The sequence below is a fragment of the Barrientosiimonas humi genome (assembly GCF_006716095.1).
GTDB lineage: Bacteria > Actinomycetota > Actinomycetes > Actinomycetales > Dermatophilaceae > Barrientosiimonas > Barrientosiimonas humi.
Genome location: NZ_VFOK01000001.1, coordinates 1,009,428 through 1,026,808 on the forward strand (window position 1 = coordinate 1,009,428; position 17,381 = coordinate 1,026,808).

A 17,381-nucleotide genomic window follows, 5' to 3' on the forward strand; every position below is an offset into this window, starting at 1 on the left:
AGCCTGCCATGCCCAGCAACCTGACCCGCCGATCCCTGCTCTCCCTGGCCGGCGCCGGGGCCGCCAGCGCGATCACGATGCCCGCGTGGGCCACGAACGGCATGCGCCCCGCAGCAGTCAGCGCACCGACCCTGAGCAACTTCGACAAGCAGATCGTCAGCAAGATCAGCGCCTCTCGGACGCTCGCCAACCTGCGTCACCTGAGCGAGACGATCGGGCAGCGCTACAGCGGGACGCCGGCCGAGAACGAGGCGGCGACGTTCCTGCAGAACACGCTGCGGGCGTACGGCTATTCGGTTGAGCTGCAACCGTTCTCGGTGCCCGACCGGCGTCTCGGTGAGCTGTCGGGGAGCGGGCTCGACACCCGCTTGTGCTGGGGCGTGGGTGCCGCTGCGCGCGGAGCGATCCGCGGCACCGTGACCGGCCCGCTCGTGCTCGCGCCGAGCGCGCTGCCCACGGACCTGCCGGACTCGGTGGACGGCGCGATCGTCATGCGCGTGGTCGAGGGGAGCGAGGACCTCACGACGCTCGCCGAGGCGGCCGCGGCCAAGGGTGCGGTGGCGTTCGTCGCGACGCGGACCGACGGCCAATACCCGCGCCAGGCCTCGGCTTTCGCGCCGACGCTGTCGCGCAACGTGAGCATCCCCGTGGTCGGGGTCGGGCAGGTGCAGAAGTACGCGCTGCTCGAGGCGATGCCGGCCGAGCTGACGCTGCAGATGTGGCTGCACACCAACGTGACGTCGTACAACGTGCTCGCGTCGGTCGCCGGCAAGCAGGGTGCGGGCGGCGCCGCGTCGCGCGACAACGTGATGGTGTGCGCGCACTACGACTCGGTGATCGGGGCCAAGGGTGCCAACGACGACGGTTCGGGCACGGTGCTGACGCTCGAGCTGGCCCGGATCATGCGCAACCTGCCGACGAGAGCCAACCTGCAGTTCGCGCTGTGGGGCTCGGAGGAGGTCGGCCTGGTGGGTGCGCGGCACTACGTCTCGCAGCTCGATGCGGCCGAACGCGCCCGTGTGCGAGGGGTTTTCAACAACGACATGGTCGGGACGAGCTGGGACCCGGCGGAGCGGTACTGGGTGCTGTCGTACGACGGTCAGCCCAACGTCGTCAACGCGCAGGTGCTCGCCGCGGGGGAGCGGCTCGGCTATCGGTCGCAGATGAGCGACGTGACCCAGCGCGGGTCGAGCGACCACCAGGCGTTCCAGGAGCAGGGGATGCCGAGCGGCAACTTCTCCTGGCGCGGCGTCGAGTCGCCGGCGCTGCTGGAGCCGGAGTACCACTCCGCCGACGACACCATCGAGGAGAACATCTCGATGGAGCGCCTCACGGTGTCGATGGAGCTGATCGGCTGCGCTGCGTACGCCCTCGCCCGCCAGTAGCCCCGAAAGCTGGTCGAGCAGCCGCGAGGCGCTGGCCGAGCGACGTATCGAGACCACCACCAGTGAGCCGGATCGGTGACCTACCGTGCGCCCAGCCGCACGCTCGCTCACCGATGCAGGTCACCGATCCGTGACGGATTGCTGTCGAATCCCCACCACCTGGCGCGTCATGCAGTCATCACAGTCCCGAGACGAGGAGAGAACACCATGAGCCGCTACCTGATGCTGCTGCCCGCGCCCGAGGCCGAGTGGGCCAAGCTGCCGCCGGAGGAGCACGAGAAGGGGATGCGGGCGCACGAGCGATTCAACGCCGAGCTCGCCGAGGGCGGGCACAAGGTGATCGTCTCCAGCCCGTTGCACCCGTCGGCCGAAGCGGTGTCGATGAGGCCCGACGGCGCCGGCGGCACGGTCGTGACGGACGGTCCGTTCACCGAGTCGGTCGAGCAGGTGGTCGGGTTCTACCTCATCGAGAGCGACGACCGGGAGGGCCTGGAGGCGTGCTGCCGCCAGCTGGCCAGCACGGGCGACCTGATCGAGCTGCGCGAGCTGGAGTAGGCCGAGCCCGCAGTGGCCTCGCGTCAGAGCGACTCGTAGTACTCCCGGATCGCCTGCGCCATGAGCCGCCGCCGAGCCGCAAGGAACTCCGGGTAGTGCCCAGCGACCACCTCGGAGAGGTTGTCCGGCACGGCGTTCTCGCGCAGGTTCGTCGCGAGGTCGTCCGCGTCGGTGATCTCGCCCAGGGAGAGGGTCCCGTTGGCGATCTGCTCGGAGAGCTTGGCCATGTACTCGGACGGAGGCAGGTTGGAGATGGAGATGTTGATCGAGGTCTCGGTCAGGGCGAAGTTGGCGACCTGGTTGTAGTCGCCGCGGTCGGGGAAGCCGTTCTTCTGCAGGTAGTCCTTGGGCACGATGTGGTGGATGTCGCCGGACTGCTGGTGCATCGCGGCGACCGTGATCGCCTTGGAGAGAAAGCCGCGCGCGCCGGACTTGGCTTGGGCGGCGAGGAAGGTCTGGAAGAACGGGCTCGCGGTGCTTGTCGTCTCGAGGGCGGCGGGAAGGCGTACGTCCCAGAAGCCGTCCGTCAGCTCGCCCTCCTCGAGCTGCTTCAGGTAGGCCGCGGCGCCGACGGCGTCGATGCGTCGCATGTCCTGCTCCCAGGTGGACTCGAAGCTTGCGGAGTGCCGGCCGGTGAGCATGGACAGGACGAACCATCGCCGCACGATCCGTTTGCGTTCGCCCTCGGACATCTCCGGTTCCTCGCGCCGACGCAGGTAGAGCGCGTAGGCGAAGTTCAGCGCGTTGCGCGAACCGATCATCTTGGGCGTCAGGAAACCGGCGGACTTGATCGTCATGACGAAGTTCTCGTAGTGGTACTTCCGCACGATCTGCAGCAGCGCGGACTCGAGCCGGTCGTACGCGATCGGGATGCGGGCCTCGTCGACCTTGCGTGTCTCGGGGTCGCGTCCGGACAGTTCGGACACGATGCTGGACGCCTTGCCCCGGTGGAACCCGACGAGTCCGGCGACCCGGATGACGTCGGTGTACTCCGGGTCGTAGAGGTCCTCGCTGTCGTCCTTGAGCCACGAGATCGCGGAAAGGTATGTCGTCTGCGCGAATTCGGTGTCGTTGGTCTCGATGTCGGCGAACACGTGGGGCGCGACGGTGAGGTTGCAGAAGTAGTCGATGAGCTTGCGCAGGTTGCGACCGCGGTCCCCGTAGGTCGCGATCTTGCTCATCGCGAAGTCGGCGCTGGAGAGCGGCACGCCCTTGGAGTTGATCCGGATGAAGATCTCCGAGACAGTCTCGACGTCGAGGTCGTCGTTGAGGGCGATGATCCCGATCTGGGCGTTCTTGACCTGCTCGAGGCCGGCGATAGCGGCTTCGACCGCGCCCTTGTCCGCTTCCGGGTTGGCGTCGAAGTAGGCGCTGTAGAAGCCGTACGTCGAGGCCGCGTTGAACAGCTCGCTGATGTCGGAGATCCACTCCGGGCTCCGATCGAGCGCTGGGGTCAGGGTGGCGAACTCCTGGGTGACCGGGTTGAACGCAATCCGGATGCGCACCTGCCGGTAGCGCTTGTCGACGACAGGCAGGCCGGCGACCGCGGCGCGCAGCGCGGTGATGCGCTGCTGCCCGTCGATGAGGATCTGCTGGTGCGCTGCGACGGTTCCGCCCTTGAGATGCGCTCCGACGGACTGCCAGGTGATCAGGTAGCCGACCGGGTAGCCCTTGTAGAGGGAGTCCATCAGGTCTCGGACCTTCACCGAGTCCCAGACGAACGGACGTTGCAGCTCGGGGATCGCGATCTGCTCGCGGCGGACGTCCTCCAGAAGCTGCGTCACCGCTGACTGGGTCACCTTGTACTTGGACACGCAGTCTCCTCCCTGGTTCGTGTTGCGCACGATAGCCAGCGGCGCAGCCGTTCGGCGTCGAAGATGGACGCATGGCCGATCACCGCACGATCACGCTGCGCGACGGGCGCACGCTCGCCTACTACGAGTTCGGCGATCCCGACGGGGTGCCGGCGATCTACTCGCCGGGCACGCCGGCCTCCGGTGAGACAGGCCTGGTGTACGACGACGCGGCCCGGGCGCAGGGCGTACGGCTGGTCTGTGTGGACAAGCCGGGATACGGGCACTCGGACGTGGACCCGCGGCGGAGCCTGGCGCGCTATGCCGAAGACGTGCGCGAGCTCGCCGACGCACTCGGGCTCGAGCGGTTCGCCAACGTCGGGGAGTCCGGCGGCGGGCCGCACGCGCTGGTGCTGGCGTACGCGCTCGGCGACCGGCTCACGCTGAACCTGGTGCTCGCGGGGATGGGTCCGGCGCACGAGGCGTGGGTGCGTGACGGGATGAAGCCGATGAACCGCGTGATCTTCGGGGCGGCGCAGCGTGCACCGTGGCTGCTGCGCCCGATGATGGCGGCGATGGGGCGGGCGGTGCGTGATGACAAGCGGTACGCGAAGTTCGTCGAGCAGCAGGTGAAGGTCTCGCCGCCGCCCGACCGGGAGGTGTTCGGCAGGTACGGAGATCTGTTGCGCCCCAGTGCGATTGGCGCTTTTCGGCAGGGAACGCGCGGTGCCGTGCAGGAGCTGCGGATGATCGCGAGCCCGTGGGGGTTCGGGCTGAGCGAGGTGCGGGCGCCGGTGCTGCTGTGGCACGGCACCGAGGACGTGAACGTGCCGATCGCGGTGGGGCGTCGCGTGGCGCAGCAGCTGCCGAACGCCCGGCTGCGGGTCTTCGAGGGCGCCGGGCACGCGGTGGGGATGGCCAACCAGGCTGAGGTGATGGAGGCGATCCGGGCGGCGGGGGAGCGGCCGTGACGTCCGGGCAGGATGGGCGCATGGACGTCACGTCGAGGGACCTGGAGCTTCTGGAGCGTGCGGTCGACCTGGCCGAGGCGGCGGTCGAGGCGGGTGACGAACCGTTCGGGTCGGTGCTCGTCGACGCTGACGGCACAGTGCGATTCGAGGACCACAATCACGTGTCGGGCGGCGACCACACGCAGCACCCCGAGCTCGCGATCGCCCTCTGGGCGGTGCGCGAGATGAGCCCCGAGGAGCGGGCGGCGGCGACGGTCTACACCTCTGGTGAGCACTGCCCGATGTGCGCCGCCGCGCACGGCTGGGTCGGCCTGGGGCGCATCGTCTATGCCAGCTCGTCGGAGCAGCTGGGGGAGTGGATGCGTGACATGGGCGTGGCGCCGGGTCCGGTCGCGTCGTTGCGCATCCGGCAGGTGGTGCCCGGGGCTGAGGTGGCCGGGCCGGTGCCTGAGCTGGCCGAGCGCGTACGTCGGTTGCACGAGCGGAAGGTAAAAGGTGATGGGGTCTGAGACGGAATCACTGCTGAAGGCGTGGCCGGTTCTACGCGAGGAGGTGGAGCAGCCGTACTTCGCCGAACTCATGCGGTTCGTTCGTGAAGAGCGTGCGACGCACGGGGTGTACCCGCCGCCGAACCAGATGTTCGCGGCCTTCGAGCTCACGCCGTACGACAAGGTGAAGGTCGTGATCCTCGGACAGGATCCGTATCACCAGCCTGGCCAGGCGATGGGGCTGTCCTTCTCGGTGCCACGGGGCGTGAAAGCGCCGCCATCGCTGAGCAATATCGGCAAGGCGATGGTTGCCGATGGCGTTGGGCAGGAGCCCCTGCCGCACGGAGACCTGACGCAGTGGGCAGAGCAGGGCGTGTTGCTTCTCAACACGGCCTTGTCGGTTCGTCAGGATCAGGCCAACTCGCATGCCAAAGAGTGGAAGCAGTTCACGGATGCCGCGATCTCCCGGCTCGACGAGCGGGACCGCCCGGTCGTCTTCGTGCTGTGGGGGCAGTCTGCGCAGAAGACGCTCCCCCTGATTCACAAGCAGCGAGATCGGGTGGTCGATGCGCCTCACCCCGCGGCCAGGGGCCCACACCAGAGCGACTTCCGATCCCGGAAGACGTTCAGCCGGGTGAACGCGCTCCTCGAGCAGCATGGGGAAGTGCCTATCGACTGGGCGCTCGTCTGACGCGTGAGGTCAGCGCTTCTCTGCGCTGCCCCGTACCTCGTCCACCGGGTAGCGATCGGCGGCGCGCTGGAACTTGTCCGCCATGGCGGCGTCGAGGTCCACATTGAGCATGTCCGCCAGCCGCAAGAGGTACGTCAGCGAGTCCGCGACCTCGTCTCGCACATCCTGGGCGCGTTTGGTGCCCATGACTTCGGTGGATTGTTCCGGGGTCAGCCATTGGAAGATCTCGACGAGCTCTGCGACCTCGACGCTCAGTGCCATCACAAGGTTCTTCGGAGTGTGGAACTGCTCCCAGTCCCGGTGCTCTGCGAAACGGCGGAGGCGGTCTTGCCACTCTCGAACGTGGAGCTCACTCATCGTCGCGGGCCGCCCGCGCGGGAATCAGGGACTCCAGGTGCGCCTGAGTCTCGGCATCCGTGGAGAACACGACAACCGACTTCATGCCCCGGGTCAGCAGCACCTTGTAGACGTTTCGGACCAGTTTGTCGAAGACGTCGTCACCCACGGTCTTGCGGCTCTTGAAGTCTGGGTCCTTGTTGGCGTCGCGCACCGCGACCCAACGATCGTCTCGCCAGACCAGGTCTGGCCCGAAGATCACGCCGGCGTGGTCGTACTCGAACCCCTGGGCCGTGTAGACGCAGCCCACCTGCCCGAAGCCGTTCGGGTCGGTTGCCCAAAGGGCTGCTGGCGGGGCGCCACCGACCGCGCGCTCACCCTTGACGTTCCAGGGGCGTGCCCAGTCGCCGATCACCACATCTGGCACCAGGGCGCCGTCCTTGGGCGCATCGCTCCACGGCCATGCATAGCCGGCGGCGATGCGCGCCGTCTCTCCCTCCTCCGCTCGTCCTCTCAGCCAAGCCTCCATCTCAGCGGGGGAGCTGGCTGTGAGCAGCTCGAAACGCTCATCCCCTGGCCACTTGAACTCGCCGTCGGGCACCAGCCCCAGCGTCCGCTGCACCCACGAGACGAAGAGCTCGGACCCGCCGCTGCGGAACTGATCGTCGAGACTGATCCGGCGCACGTCGAGACCCTTCTCGCGAGCGAACCGATCGATCTCATCGGCCGTTCCTTGCTCTCCCGGCCGCACCACTTGGTGGTCATCCAGCAGGAACACGGGGACGCGAGCTGCCTCGAGGAGTTCTTCCACCTGCGGACGGGCGCGGAGTCGCTGAGCTTTGGGCGTGTAGCGCTGGACCGAGGTCTCGCGCATTCGGTGCGCCTCGTCCAGGATCAGGCAGTCCAGCCCGTTCTTCTCGGCGTCCATGAACTGGTTGAAGTACGTGAACATCTTCTGGACCTTCGGCGCTCTTGCGCCGGCGACGCGCCGAAGCGTGAGCGTGAACGACCGTGATCCGGTTGCGTGGAGAACCGAACGGCCTTGCCGCGCAAGCTCACCCATGAGCGACAACGCGATGACCGACTTGCCGCTGCCGGGGCCGCCCGAGATCACTACTGCGGTCTTGTGGTCAGCACTCCGGGCCTCGGACACGGCGTGAAGCACCTCCTCGTACGCCAGGCGCTGCTCGTCGAGCAGGACGAACATCTCCTGTCGCTGGACCTCATCCGCCGCAACCTTCAGGAGGTGGCGGCTGGGTGCGACTGCGCTCGAGAGCAGGGCGTCCGCGACGTCGTGACCTGGCAGCGGGGCGAGATGTGCCTGGAGGAACGTGATGAACTCGCCGCGCCTCTGTCCGGTGAAGACCCGGGACCGAGTGCCCGATGGAGCGGCGAGGATGTCGGCGACACCGGCGTCATCGGCGTTGTGCAGGTATGCCGCACCGACCAGGGAGTGATCGGTCTCGGCGAGGTGGGTTGTGAAATCGGCGAGATAGTCGCAGTATCCATCGACCTGCAGCCCGGGGTGGAGGTACTCCCTCGTGTGGTGCGGCGCGACCCGGAAGAGCGTCTCGGAGTCCTCTAGCCGCTTGGCCTGACTCCATTGCTTGAGCTCGATGATGACGTACGACGGCCGATTCGTGCGTGGGTGCCGTCCGGCCAAGATCACGTCGGCGCGCTTGCTGGTGAGCGGAAGCCGATACTCCAGCAGCATCTCGACCTGGCCGAGCCCCGCGCTGATCAGGTCCGCTCGCAGGGCTGGGATGGAGCGCTCCCAGGAGTGCTTCTCAGACGCCGAAGGTCTGTGTCCGACCTGGATGCCCATCTGCTCAGCAAGGAGTTCGGCGAGGGTCGCCTCGTTCGGTGACAGGGTCTCCGCGGACGCGCGGTGGAGGTGCAAGACAAGTCCCCAGGCAGCACGAAAGATCTCGTGCGGGTGGGGGCATGTCCGAGGAAGCCCGTCGGGCCGCAATGACGAACGACAGCGTAGGTCAGACGGGTTCGGTAGGTGTGGCGGACGCGCTGGGCTCGTCCGGCCTAGCGACCGGGTACAGGTCAGGCCTGAGAAAGTTCGGCGTAGATTCTCCGTAGCCGAGTCTCCGCGCGCTATCAAGAACCATGAGTCAGTGGCTGGGAATCGTCATCGCGGCGGCTGCGCTAGCGCTTTCGCTCTACACCCTGGTGACCCAGGAGCTGCGGGGCCGCAGAGCCGAGCGACGCGCCGACATGACGGTCTCGTTCCACTGGTTAACCTCGCGGGCCTACGTCGAGCTGGAGGGTCGAGAACCGGTCATGGCCGGCTACCACCTCGTGCTCTCGAACCGCGGACCTGCTGCGGCCACCGATGTCGATGTGACGCTGCGAGACGAGTCCGGACGGCAGTTGCGGCTCCTCGACGTCGAAAAGGGAGAACTCCCGCTGGCCGAGATGGCCGCAGGGGCGCGATACCCGATCCCATGGGCCTATGAACCGTTCCGTCAGCACTCCAGACGGTTCGAGGCGACGCTGACCTGGGCTGACGGCAATGGGAACCAGCAGCGGGTGGTGCCGTTGCGGCGAGGACAACTCCCACCGGCGCCTTAGTGCACGCATCGCGTTCGCTCCGAGGCCTTCCCCCGTTCACGCGCGTCCGCTCTCATCCCCCGGGTGAACGACAACATGCCCTCAGCCCCCACCCGCCGCCAGATCCTGCAGACGACCGGAGCGGCGGCTGGCCTGGCCGCCGTCGGCTCGCTGCTCCCCGCCTCCGTCCACCGCGCGGTCGCCGCGCCCATGCGCCCCGGCGGCCTCAAGGCGATCGAGCACTTGATCCTGCTGATGCAGGAGAACCGAAGTTTCGACCACTACTTCGGAACTCTGCGCGGCGTCAGGGGATTCGGTGACCGCAACCCGTTGCGGCGCCGAGCCGGGGACTCGGTCCTGCACCAGGCGAGCAAGGCTGGCGAGGACGTACTCCCGTTCTCCCTGCGCGAGGCCGCGGCCGCTGCCGGCCGCCCCTCGACCGACATCCAGTACCTCAGCGCCCTCCCGCACGGCTTCACCGACGCGACCGGCGCCTGGGCGCAGGGTTGGTGCGACGCGTGGATCCCCAACAAGGGCGAGGGGAGCATGACGTACTACGACCGGCGCGACATCGCGCTGCAGTACGAGCTCGCCGACACCTTCACGATCCTCGACGCCTACCACTGCTCCGCGAACGGCTCGACCAACCCCAACCGCAACTACTTCTTCTCCGGCACCACCGGCGACGAGCCGACGGGCGGGCGCGCGGTGACCAACGCGGCGTACGACAAGAACCACGCCGGGTACGACTGGACGACCTACCCCGAGCGGCTCGAGGCCGCGGGCGTCAGCTGGCAGATCTATCAGGAGTGGGACAACTTCACCGACAACGCGGTGGAGTACTTCAAGCCGTTCAAGGCGATCGGCACGAAGGTGCTCGCGCCCGTCGACGGCGGCTACCGCACGACCGAGGAGTTCTACGAGTCGCTGCACGGCAAGTCGCCGCAGGAGCAGGAGCGGCTGCTCGGCCAGCTGGAGCAGGGGCGCAAGACGCTGAGCGCGGCGGAGCGCAGCCTGTTCGACCGGGCGATGTTCCGCAGCCGACCCGGCACACTGCTGAAGCGCATCCAGAACGACATCGCGAACGACGTTCTGCCACAAGTGGTTTGGGTCGTCCCCACCGCGGCGATGTCGGAGCACCCCGCCTCGTCGACCCCGGTCGGCAGCGCGAACCTCATCTACGACCTGCTCGACATCGTCGCCTCCGACCTCGACACCTGGTCGAGCACCGCGACCTTCATCAACTTCGACGAGAACGACGGCTACTTCGACCACGTGCCGCCGCCCGTCGCGCCGCGCCCCGCGTCGGGCAGCTCCGACGACTGGTACGACGGCCGCCCCATCGGCTTCGGGCCGCGCGTGCCGATGACGGTGGTCTCGCCGTGGACGATCGGTGGGTACGTCGACTCGACCGTCGCCGACCACACCTCCGTCCTGCGGTTCCTGGAGCAGTGGACCGGGGTCAAGGAACCCAACATCTCGGCCTGGCGCCGCTCGGTCGCCGGCGACCTCACGTCCGCGTTCGACTTCGCGAAGGCCGGGCAGCCGCCGGCCCTCACCCAGCCCGGCGCGATCCCGTCGCCGATCGACCGCTGGCAGCCGAAACCGCCTGCGGAGCAAGCGATCCCGGAGCAGGAGTCCGGACGCAAGCCCGCCCGACGCAGCCCGTACGCCAGCAGCGTCTCGGTCAAGCCCGCCGGCTCCGGCGTGACGGTGGCGATCCGCAACGCCGGCTCTGTCGCGGCGGCCTACTCCGTCTACCCGTTCCCTGGCTCCGACACGGTTCCCACGCAGGTGACGGTCGCCGCGGGCGCCGTCGAGCAGGTGACCGTGCAGAGCGTCGACGTCGTGGTGCAGGGCCCGGACCGGTTCTGGTTCGAGCTGCGCGGTGCGGACGCCGCCAGCCTCGGAGCGGTCGACATCGTGCCCGTCCCGGAGAGGGCCACGCTGCGTCTGCAGGTGCGCAACAACTCCTCGTCCAAGATGCGCGTGAGCGTGAAAGCGCTGGCCTACAAGGGGGATTCGAAGAGCGTGCAGCTGCAGCCCGGCAAGAGCCGGGACGTGCGCTGGCCGACCGACTCCGGCTGGTACGACCTTGAGGTCACCAGCGACCACGACCCGGAGTTTCGCTGCCGGGTGACGGGTCGCGTGGACCACCCGGGCAAGCCCGTCACGGCGTGAGGCGCGGCGGCACCCGCTCGCTCGCGTCGGGCGGGTGCCGTCAGCTCTGCAGCTGCCGCAGCACGGAATCGCCGCCGGTCTGACGGATGACGTCGGGGTCACCCACGACCACGAGACGTTCCGTGGCCCGGGAGAGCCCGACGTACAGCCGCTCTCTGGCCCGATCACGATCGGGGGAGTCGTTGACTGCCAGCACGACGCAGCGGCGCTCGAGCCCCTTGAACCCGAGCACGTGACCGTAGAAGACGGTGTCGTCGTCCCAGAAGGACGACCAGTAGCGGACCTGGTCGCGCTCGAACTGCGTGACGTGCTCGGGATGGCGCTGGCCGGTCGTGAGCAGCGCGATGTCGCGCTCGCGCCACCCCTCGTCGATCAGCGTGTCGACCTGGTCGTCCGCGACGTCCAGCGCGTCGTCGGTCGCGCACTCCACCAGCGTGACCTCGGGACCGTCGTAGTCGCTCAGCAGCATGCCGGTCGGAGCCAGGGTGCGGAACGTCGCCGCGATCTGCTTGGTGTTGCGCAGGTTCCGATCGAGCATCAGCGGCACCATGGCGACGCTGGGCCGGCCGAACCGGCCGAACACGCGTTGGTTCTCGTCGGAGAACGCGTACAGCCCGCCCGTCTCGGGGTCGCGCAGCGCGCCGAGGAGAGGCTGCCACCAGTCGTCGGCGAAGTCCTGCGCCTCGTCGACGACGACGGCGTCGAACTTCTTCTCTGCCGGCAGGTCGGCCGCGAGATCGGCCATCTGCCGGGGGAGCTCGACCTCCCAGAAGGTGCTGTCCTGGCGGTCCGGGAACCGGGTGATGCCGAGGAAGCGGGCGAAGTCCTCGAACGAGCCGACGAACGCGGGCTGCTTGCGTCGCGCCCAGGTCTGCGCCACCCGCTCCATGCCCATCGCGAGCCCGAGGGAGTAGCACAGCAGGGCGACGCGCTGCTGCGGCCGGTCGTGGCTGCCGGACGACAGCTCCCGGGCCTGCGTCTGGGCGAGGATCGTCTTGCCGCTCCCGGCGCCACCGCGCACCTCGACGCGCGTGAGGAGCCGGGTCACCTTCAGCAGGGTCGCCTGCTCGGCGGTCAGCCGGTCCGCGCGGTCCTCGTGCTCCAGCGCGGTGGCGATGACGTCACGGACCGGGAGGTTGCGTCCCTGCAGGATCTCCGCGACCAGCTGGCAGTCGTCGAGCGTGGGCGCCCGTTGCTCACGCTGCGAGCGGAGCGACGCGGCGAGGCGCTCGGCGAGCCGGGCCATGTCGTCGCGCCCGTGGATCGCCCAGCGGGGGCACGACGGCAGCGCGAAGTCGGGGGAGATGCTGCTGTGCGGCAGCGCGACCGCCCAGCTCCACAGGATCCGCCGGCGACCGCCCCAGCGCGGATCGGTCTCGACATACTCGCGGAGGGCGTACGTCCCGCCCAGGGCCTGCTCGACGGGGCGGATCCTGTGCGACCTGTGCGGGCTGCCCTGGCGCCACTCCTCGCCCTCGACCCAGACGCTGCCACCCTTCACCTCCAGTGCGACGGCCCCGAGGCCGGGCGCGAGCACCAGGAGGTCGACCTCGTGGTCCTTACCCTCGTCGGTGAGTCGGATGTTCGGCAGGACGATCCAGTCGTCCGGCTTGTCGTGGACGAGCCGCGACCACACGGTGCGCTCGGCCTCGTTGGCGAATCGTGGTTCGCTCATCTGCCCCCCTGTTGACTGCTCGAACGGTAGCCGCGGCCGCCGACATACGACCGGTTATCCGGGCAGTGATCAGCCCGGGAGCCGCTGACGTGCGACGTGGGTGAGGCCGGGCTCCGGCATGATGCGCAGGTGAGCAGGCAGGCCCGGCGTTGGCTGGAGCAGATGGCGGAGGTAGAGCAGCGGGGACCCGGGCCTGACGGATGGGGTCCGTCTGTCGAACGGCTCGCTGCAGGTCAGACGGCCTTCGCGGGGCGGGTCACTGCGGGAGAGTGGGTCGGGCACGACGTCCTGATCAACGCCTACTTCCGTACCCCGAGCATCCGAGAACGCCTGCGCAACCGCGTGGTTCGCCAAGATCCGGGTGCGAGGCGGGCAGAAGCACTCGGCTTCGATGCGGTGATGTGGCAGGTCGACCCGGCCGCCCCGGGTGGCAAGGATCCGGACCCTTGGATCGGGAGCCTCGAGAACGTCCTCGACTACGTCGCCCCGATGTCAGTCGAGTGGTTCCCACCCGTGGCAGCCGCGAAAGCCTCTCTGCGACAACGTGATTGACCTGGGAGTGGGCTCGGTCGGCGACGTCCGGGATTCCCTCGAGCTGTGACGGCGGTAGCGGTCGCGGATCGCGGCCAGGGGCCGGGTGATGGGCGAGTTGGGCATCTGGACGGGAAGAACGGGGTTAGTGCCCGCGAATCCGGGTGATCCAGGACGTTCTTCCTGTCCAGATGTACGCCGGGCATCGGCCATCTACGGCGCGCGCCGCCAGTTACGTTGTTTGCATGGATGAGGCTGTGCGCGGGGAGCTACCCCGCCCGCCGTGGCGGGTGTGGTCACGGAACGGAGCGCTCAATGGCGCACTCATCTCATCGGCAGCACAAGGGCTGTCAGCTCTGCAAGCCTCACAAGAACCGGCGTAACGGCCGCGCCGTTCGCGAGCCGTGGCCCGTCCTGCGGGTCGTGGGGAAGCGTCGCCGGGTGCGCCGGCGCGACCTGGGTGACGCTCTGGAGGAGTGAGCATCTGGACGGGAAGAACGGGGCTGGTGCCCGCGAATCCGGGGCATCTACGCCGTTCTTCCTGTCCGGATGTACGCCAGGCCCGGCTGAACGACGAACGCCGCCGGCACCGCGTGGGTGCCGACGGCGTACGTCGGGGGCGTGGTCTCGATACGCCGCTCGGCTAGCGCCTCGCGTCTACTCGACCAGCTTGGCGCTGGAGGCCGCCAACCTCCGCTGCGCGCTTCGTCAGATGTCGTAGTAGAGCTCGAACTCGTGCGGGGTCGGGCGGAAGCGGACCGGGTCGATCTCGTTGGTGCGCTTGTAGTCGATCCAGGTCTCGATCAGGTCCTCGGTGAAGACGTCGCCCTCGGTCAGGTAGGCGTGGTCCTCCTCGAGCTTGTCGAGCACCTCCGACAGCGAGCCCGGCACCTGCGCGATGTCGGCGTGCTCCTCCGGGGGCAGCTCGTAGAGGTCCTTGTCCACCGGCTCCGGCGGCTCGATGCGGTTCTTGATGCCGTCCAGGCCGGCCATCAGCTGCGCCGAGAAGCACAGGTAAGGGTTGCTCGACGGGTCCGGCACGCGGAACTCGACGCGCTTGGCCTTGGGGGAGTTGCCGGTGATCGGGATGCGCACGCAGGCCGAACGGTTGCGGGCGGAGTAGACCAGGTTGACCGGCGCCTCGTAGCCCGGCACCAGGCGGTGGTAGGAGTTCAGCGTCGGGTTGGTGAACGCCAGCAGCGACGGGGCGTGCCGCAGCAGGCCACCGATGTACCACCGCGCCACGTCGGACAGGCCGCCGTAACCCTTCTCGTCGTAGAACAGCGGCTCGCCGTCCTTCCAGAGCGACTGGTGGGTGTGCATGCCCGACCCGTTGTCGCCGAACAGCGGCTTCGGCATGAACGTCGCCGACTTGCCGTGCGCGAAGGAGGTGTTCTTGATGACGTACTTGAACTTCATGACGTCGTCGCCGGCGCCCAGCAGCGTGGAGAACTTGTAGTTGATCTCCTGCTGACCGGCGGTGCCGACCTCGTGGTGCGCGCGCTCGACCTCGAGCCCGACCTCGGCGAGGCGCGAGACCATGTCGTCGCGGATGTCGGCGAAGTGGTCGACCGGCGGTACCGGGAAGTAGCCGCCCTTGTAGCGCGTCTTGTAGCCGAGGTTGCCGCCCTCCTCCTCGCGACCGCTGTTCCACGCGGCCTCGATGGAGTCGATGAAGTAGTACCCGGCGTTGGACTTGGTCTCGAACCGTACGTCGTCGAAGACGTAGAACTCGGCCTCGGCACCGAAGAACGCGGTGTCGGCGATGCCCGTGGACTTCAGGTACGCCTCCGCCTTGGCGGCGATGTTGCGCGGGTCGCGCGAGTAGGCCTCACCGGTGAACGGGTCGACGATGGAGAAGTTCATAACCAGCGTCTTGTGCTTGCGGAACGGGTCGACGTACGCCGACTTCGCGTCCGGCACGAGCTTCATGTCCGACTCGTGGATCGCCTGGAAACCACGGATCGAGGAGCCGTCGAACATCTGGCCGTCCTCGAACGCGTCGGCGTCGAACGTCGCCGCCGGCACGTTGAAGTGCTGCATCACGCCGGGAAGGTCGCAGAAGCGGACGTCGACGAACTCGACGCCCTCGTCCTTGATGAACTTCAGGACCTCGTCGGGGCTGGTGAACATGAAACCTCCTGGTCGGGTGTGCGCAGCCCGTGCTGTCCGGCGCGCATCACGTCGTTCCACGACCCTAGCGAGAGGCGGTTTCTCAGGAGTGACCGTGTGTTTCGCGAGTGTTAAATCTCTCAACCATCAGCGGTGGTCTCGATACGGCCGCTCGTGCCTCGCGGCCTACTCGACCGGCTTGGGGTCGTCGCACTCCGATGCGGCCGCGTGCCTCGCAAGCTCGACCCGCGACCTGCGCTGCGCGCTCGTCAGCGGCCGCGCATGGCCTTGCGGTCGACCTTGCTGGCCTTGGCGTTGCGCGGGTCCATGCCCTGCGGGATCGGGGGCTTGGCGCCGCCGAGGGCGCGCAGCCGCTTGGTCACCGCGTCGACCTCGGGCTTGGTCAGCTTCTTCTCGAGCTTGTTCATCCGCTTGGTCAACGCGTCGACGGGGACGGTGTCGTCGCCCTGCCCGACCCGCAGCGTGTGCACCGGCACCTCCGGGCCGGCGACGCGGGTGACCTTCTTGCTCTCGGAGTTCAGCAGCTTGATCGCGGCACCCTTGGGGCCCTCGGCGATCAGCACCACGCCGGGCCGCCCCACGGCCCGGAAGACCATCGCGGCGTTGCCGATGTCACGGATGTTGCGCGTACGTCCGCCCGCCTCGGCCGCGACCGGCTCCTGCTCGTAGAACCAGCCCCGGCGCAGCGACGACAGGACCGCGCCGGTGGCGCCGGGCGTACCGGAGATCTGCTTGTAGGCGGCGCGCTCGGCCCGCTTGCCCAGCATGAACATGGCCGCGACCAGGCCGAGCATGACGCCGATGATCCCGAGGTAGACCGGGTGCCCGACGAGGAACCCGATCAGGACGAAGACGCCGAAGACCACCAGGAACGCCAGCAGCATCCAGAGCCCGATGTTGGGGTCCTGGGCCTTCGCCTGGCGGTAGACCTGCTTGATCTGGGCGCCGCGGCCCGGGCTGCTGGGGTCCTTCTGCTTGCGCTTGCGGCGGAAGCGCGACGTCTTCTCGGGGGTCTCGGACATGAGGGTCAGGATACGTGCCGCGCGGGGGCCGCCAGCAACGACGACGCCTCCTGGCGCGCGGGGTCGCCGGCCGCCTCGGCCAGGTGAGACAGGTGCGCGGGGAGCGGACGGCCGTACGCCGCCATCGTCTGCACGTAAAGCCGGCCGGCCCGGTAGGACGAGCGCACCAGCGGCCCGGCCATGACGCCCTTGAACCCGATCTCCTGGGCGCGCTCCGACCAGTGCACGAACTCCTCGGGCTTGACCCACCGGTCGATCGGGTGGTGCAGCTTGGAGGGGCGGAGGTACTGCGTGATGGTGAGGATGTCGCAGCCGGCCTCGTGCAGGTCGACCAGCGCCTGCTCGACCTCGTGGTCCTCCTCGCCCATCCCGAGGATGAGGTTGGACTTGGTGACCAGCTCCTGCTCGTGCGCCATGGTCAGCACGCGCAGCGACTTCTCGTAGGTGAACGCCGGGCGGATGCGGCGGAAGATGCGCGGCACCGTCTCGAGGTTGTGCGCGAACACCTCCGGGCGCGCGTCGAACACCATGCCGACCAGCTCGGGCTTGGCGCCGAAGTCGGGCGGCAGGATCTCGACCCCGGTGTGCGGGTTGAGCTCGTGGATCTGGCGGATCGTCTCGGCGTAGAGCTTCGCGGCGCCGTCGGGCTGGTCGTCGCGGGCGACGCCGGTGACCGTGGCGTAGCGCAGGCCCATCTCGCGGATCGACTCGGCGACCCGGCGCGGCTCGTCCATGTCGAGCTCGGTGGGGCGGCCGGTCGCGATGTCGCAGAAGTCGCAGCGGCGGGTGCACACGTCACCGCCGATGAGGAAGGTCGCCTCGCGGTCCTCCCAGCACTCGAAGATGTTGGGACAGCCCGCCTCCTGGCACACCGTGTGCAGGCCCTGGCCCTTCACCCGCGCGGTCATCGCGGTGTACTCCGGGCCCATCTTGGCGGTGGTGCGGATCCAGCTCGGCTTGCGCTCGATGGGGGTCTCGGCGTTCTTCGCCTCGACGCGCAGCATGCGTCGTCCCTCGGGTGCGACGGTCACGTTCGGCTCCCTTGCCGGTCGGTGCTC

At 68.5% G+C, this 17,381-nt stretch carries 14 protein-coding genes; 7 read left to right on the forward strand and 7 right to left on the reverse strand.

Going from position 1 to position 17,381, the window contains the following annotated elements:
• The first annotated feature begins 8 nt into the window (after window positions 1-8).
• Both FB554_RS04755 and FB554_RS04760 read left to right on the forward strand, forming a co-directional pair.
• A complete protein-coding gene (locus tag FB554_RS04755) occupies window positions 9-1,385 on the forward strand; it encodes a M28 family peptidase (RefSeq protein WP_142004916.1) in 1,377 nt (458 codons plus the stop codon).
• Window positions 1,386-1,592: 207 nt separating this feature from the next.
• Window positions 1,593-1,940, forward strand: coding sequence for a YciI family protein (locus FB554_RS04760; protein ID WP_142004918.1), 348 nt, complete (start codon window positions 1,593-1,595; stop codon window positions 1,938-1,940).
• Window positions 1,941-1,963: 23 nt separating this feature from the next.
• On the opposite strand, the gene FB554_RS04765 is transcribed toward FB554_RS04760, so the two are convergent.
• On the reverse strand, window positions 1,964-3,754 hold the full coding sequence (locus FB554_RS04765) for a GmrSD restriction endonuclease domain-containing protein (RefSeq protein WP_142004919.1): 1,791 nt from the start codon (window positions 3,752-3,754) through the stop codon (window positions 1,964-1,966).
• 71 nt (window positions 3,755-3,825) lie between these two features.
• Between FB554_RS04765 and FB554_RS04770 the strand changes: the two genes are divergently transcribed.
• From FB554_RS04770 to FB554_RS04780, 3 genes are read left to right on the forward strand one after another with little or no spacing between them, the layout of a single operon-like run.
• On the forward strand, window positions 3,826-4,704 hold the full coding sequence (locus tag FB554_RS04770) for an alpha/beta fold hydrolase (RefSeq protein ID WP_142004921.1): 879 nt from the start codon (window positions 3,826-3,828) through the stop codon (window positions 4,702-4,704).
• A 20-nt stretch (window positions 4,705-4,724) separates the two neighbouring features.
• Window positions 4,725-5,213, forward strand: coding sequence for a nucleoside deaminase (locus tag FB554_RS04775; protein ID WP_142004922.1), 489 nt, complete (start codon window positions 4,725-4,727; stop codon window positions 5,211-5,213).
• On the forward strand, window positions 5,203-5,883 hold the full coding sequence (locus FB554_RS04780; protein WP_142004924.1) for a uracil-DNA glycosylase: 681 nt from the start codon (window positions 5,203-5,205) through the stop codon (window positions 5,881-5,883). Before FB554_RS04775 ends, FB554_RS04780 begins: the two co-directional genes overlap by 11 nt.
• 9 nt (window positions 5,884-5,892) lie before the next feature.
• On the opposite strand, the gene FB554_RS04785 is transcribed toward FB554_RS04780, so the two are convergent.
• Together FB554_RS04785 and FB554_RS04790 are read right to left on the reverse strand one after the other, a co-directional pair.
• Window positions 5,893-6,144: a MazG-like family protein gene (locus FB554_RS04785; RefSeq protein ID WP_236022271.1), complete on the reverse strand. Its 252-nt coding sequence runs from the start codon at window positions 6,142-6,144 to the stop codon at window positions 5,893-5,895.
• Window positions 6,145-6,232: 88 nt separating this feature from the next.
• Window positions 6,233-8,044: a DUF2075 domain-containing protein gene (locus tag FB554_RS04790; RefSeq protein ID WP_142004928.1), complete on the reverse strand. Its 1,812-nt coding sequence runs from the start codon at window positions 8,042-8,044 to the stop codon at window positions 6,233-6,235.
• 293 nt (window positions 8,045-8,337) lie between these two features.
• On the opposite strand from FB554_RS04790, the gene FB554_RS04795 reads away from it, so the two are divergent.
• Together FB554_RS04795 and FB554_RS04800 are read left to right on the forward strand one after the other, a co-directional pair.
• Window positions 8,338-8,802 carry a hypothetical protein gene (locus tag FB554_RS04795; protein WP_142004930.1) on the forward strand — a complete coding sequence of 155 codons (465 nt, stop codon included), beginning with the start codon at window positions 8,338-8,340 and terminating at the stop codon, window positions 8,800-8,802.
• Window positions 8,803-8,877: 75 nt separating this feature from the next.
• On the forward strand, window positions 8,878-10,962 hold the full coding sequence (locus FB554_RS04800; RefSeq protein WP_142004931.1) for a phosphocholine-specific phospholipase C: 2,085 nt from the start codon (window positions 8,878-8,880) through the stop codon (window positions 10,960-10,962).
• 40 nt (window positions 10,963-11,002) lie between these two features.
• On the opposite strand, the gene FB554_RS04805 is transcribed toward FB554_RS04800, so the two are convergent.
• The 4 genes from FB554_RS04805 to lipA all read right to left on the reverse strand — a co-directional run bounded on the left by FB554_RS04805 (window position 11,003) and on the right by lipA (window position 17,354).
• Entirely contained in the window at window positions 11,003-12,637 is a 1,635-nt protein-coding gene (locus FB554_RS04805; protein ID WP_142004932.1) for a nuclease-related domain-containing DEAD/DEAH box helicase, read from the reverse strand.
• A gap of 1,239 nt (window positions 12,638-13,876) precedes the next feature.
• Entirely contained in the window at window positions 13,877-15,301 is a 1,425-nt protein-coding gene (gene glnA, locus FB554_RS04810; RefSeq protein ID WP_142004933.1) for a type I glutamate--ammonia ligase, read from the reverse strand.
• 248 nt (window positions 15,302-15,549) lie between these two features.
• Window positions 15,550-16,323, reverse strand: coding sequence for a DUF4191 domain-containing protein (locus FB554_RS04815; RefSeq protein WP_142004934.1), 774 nt, complete (start codon window positions 16,321-16,323; stop codon window positions 15,550-15,552).
• A gap of 5 nt (window positions 16,324-16,328) precedes the next feature.
• A complete protein-coding gene (gene lipA, locus FB554_RS04820) occupies window positions 16,329-17,354 on the reverse strand; it encodes a lipoyl synthase (RefSeq protein ID WP_142004935.1) in 1,026 nt (341 codons plus the stop codon).
• Window positions 17,355-17,381 lie beyond the last annotated feature (27 nt).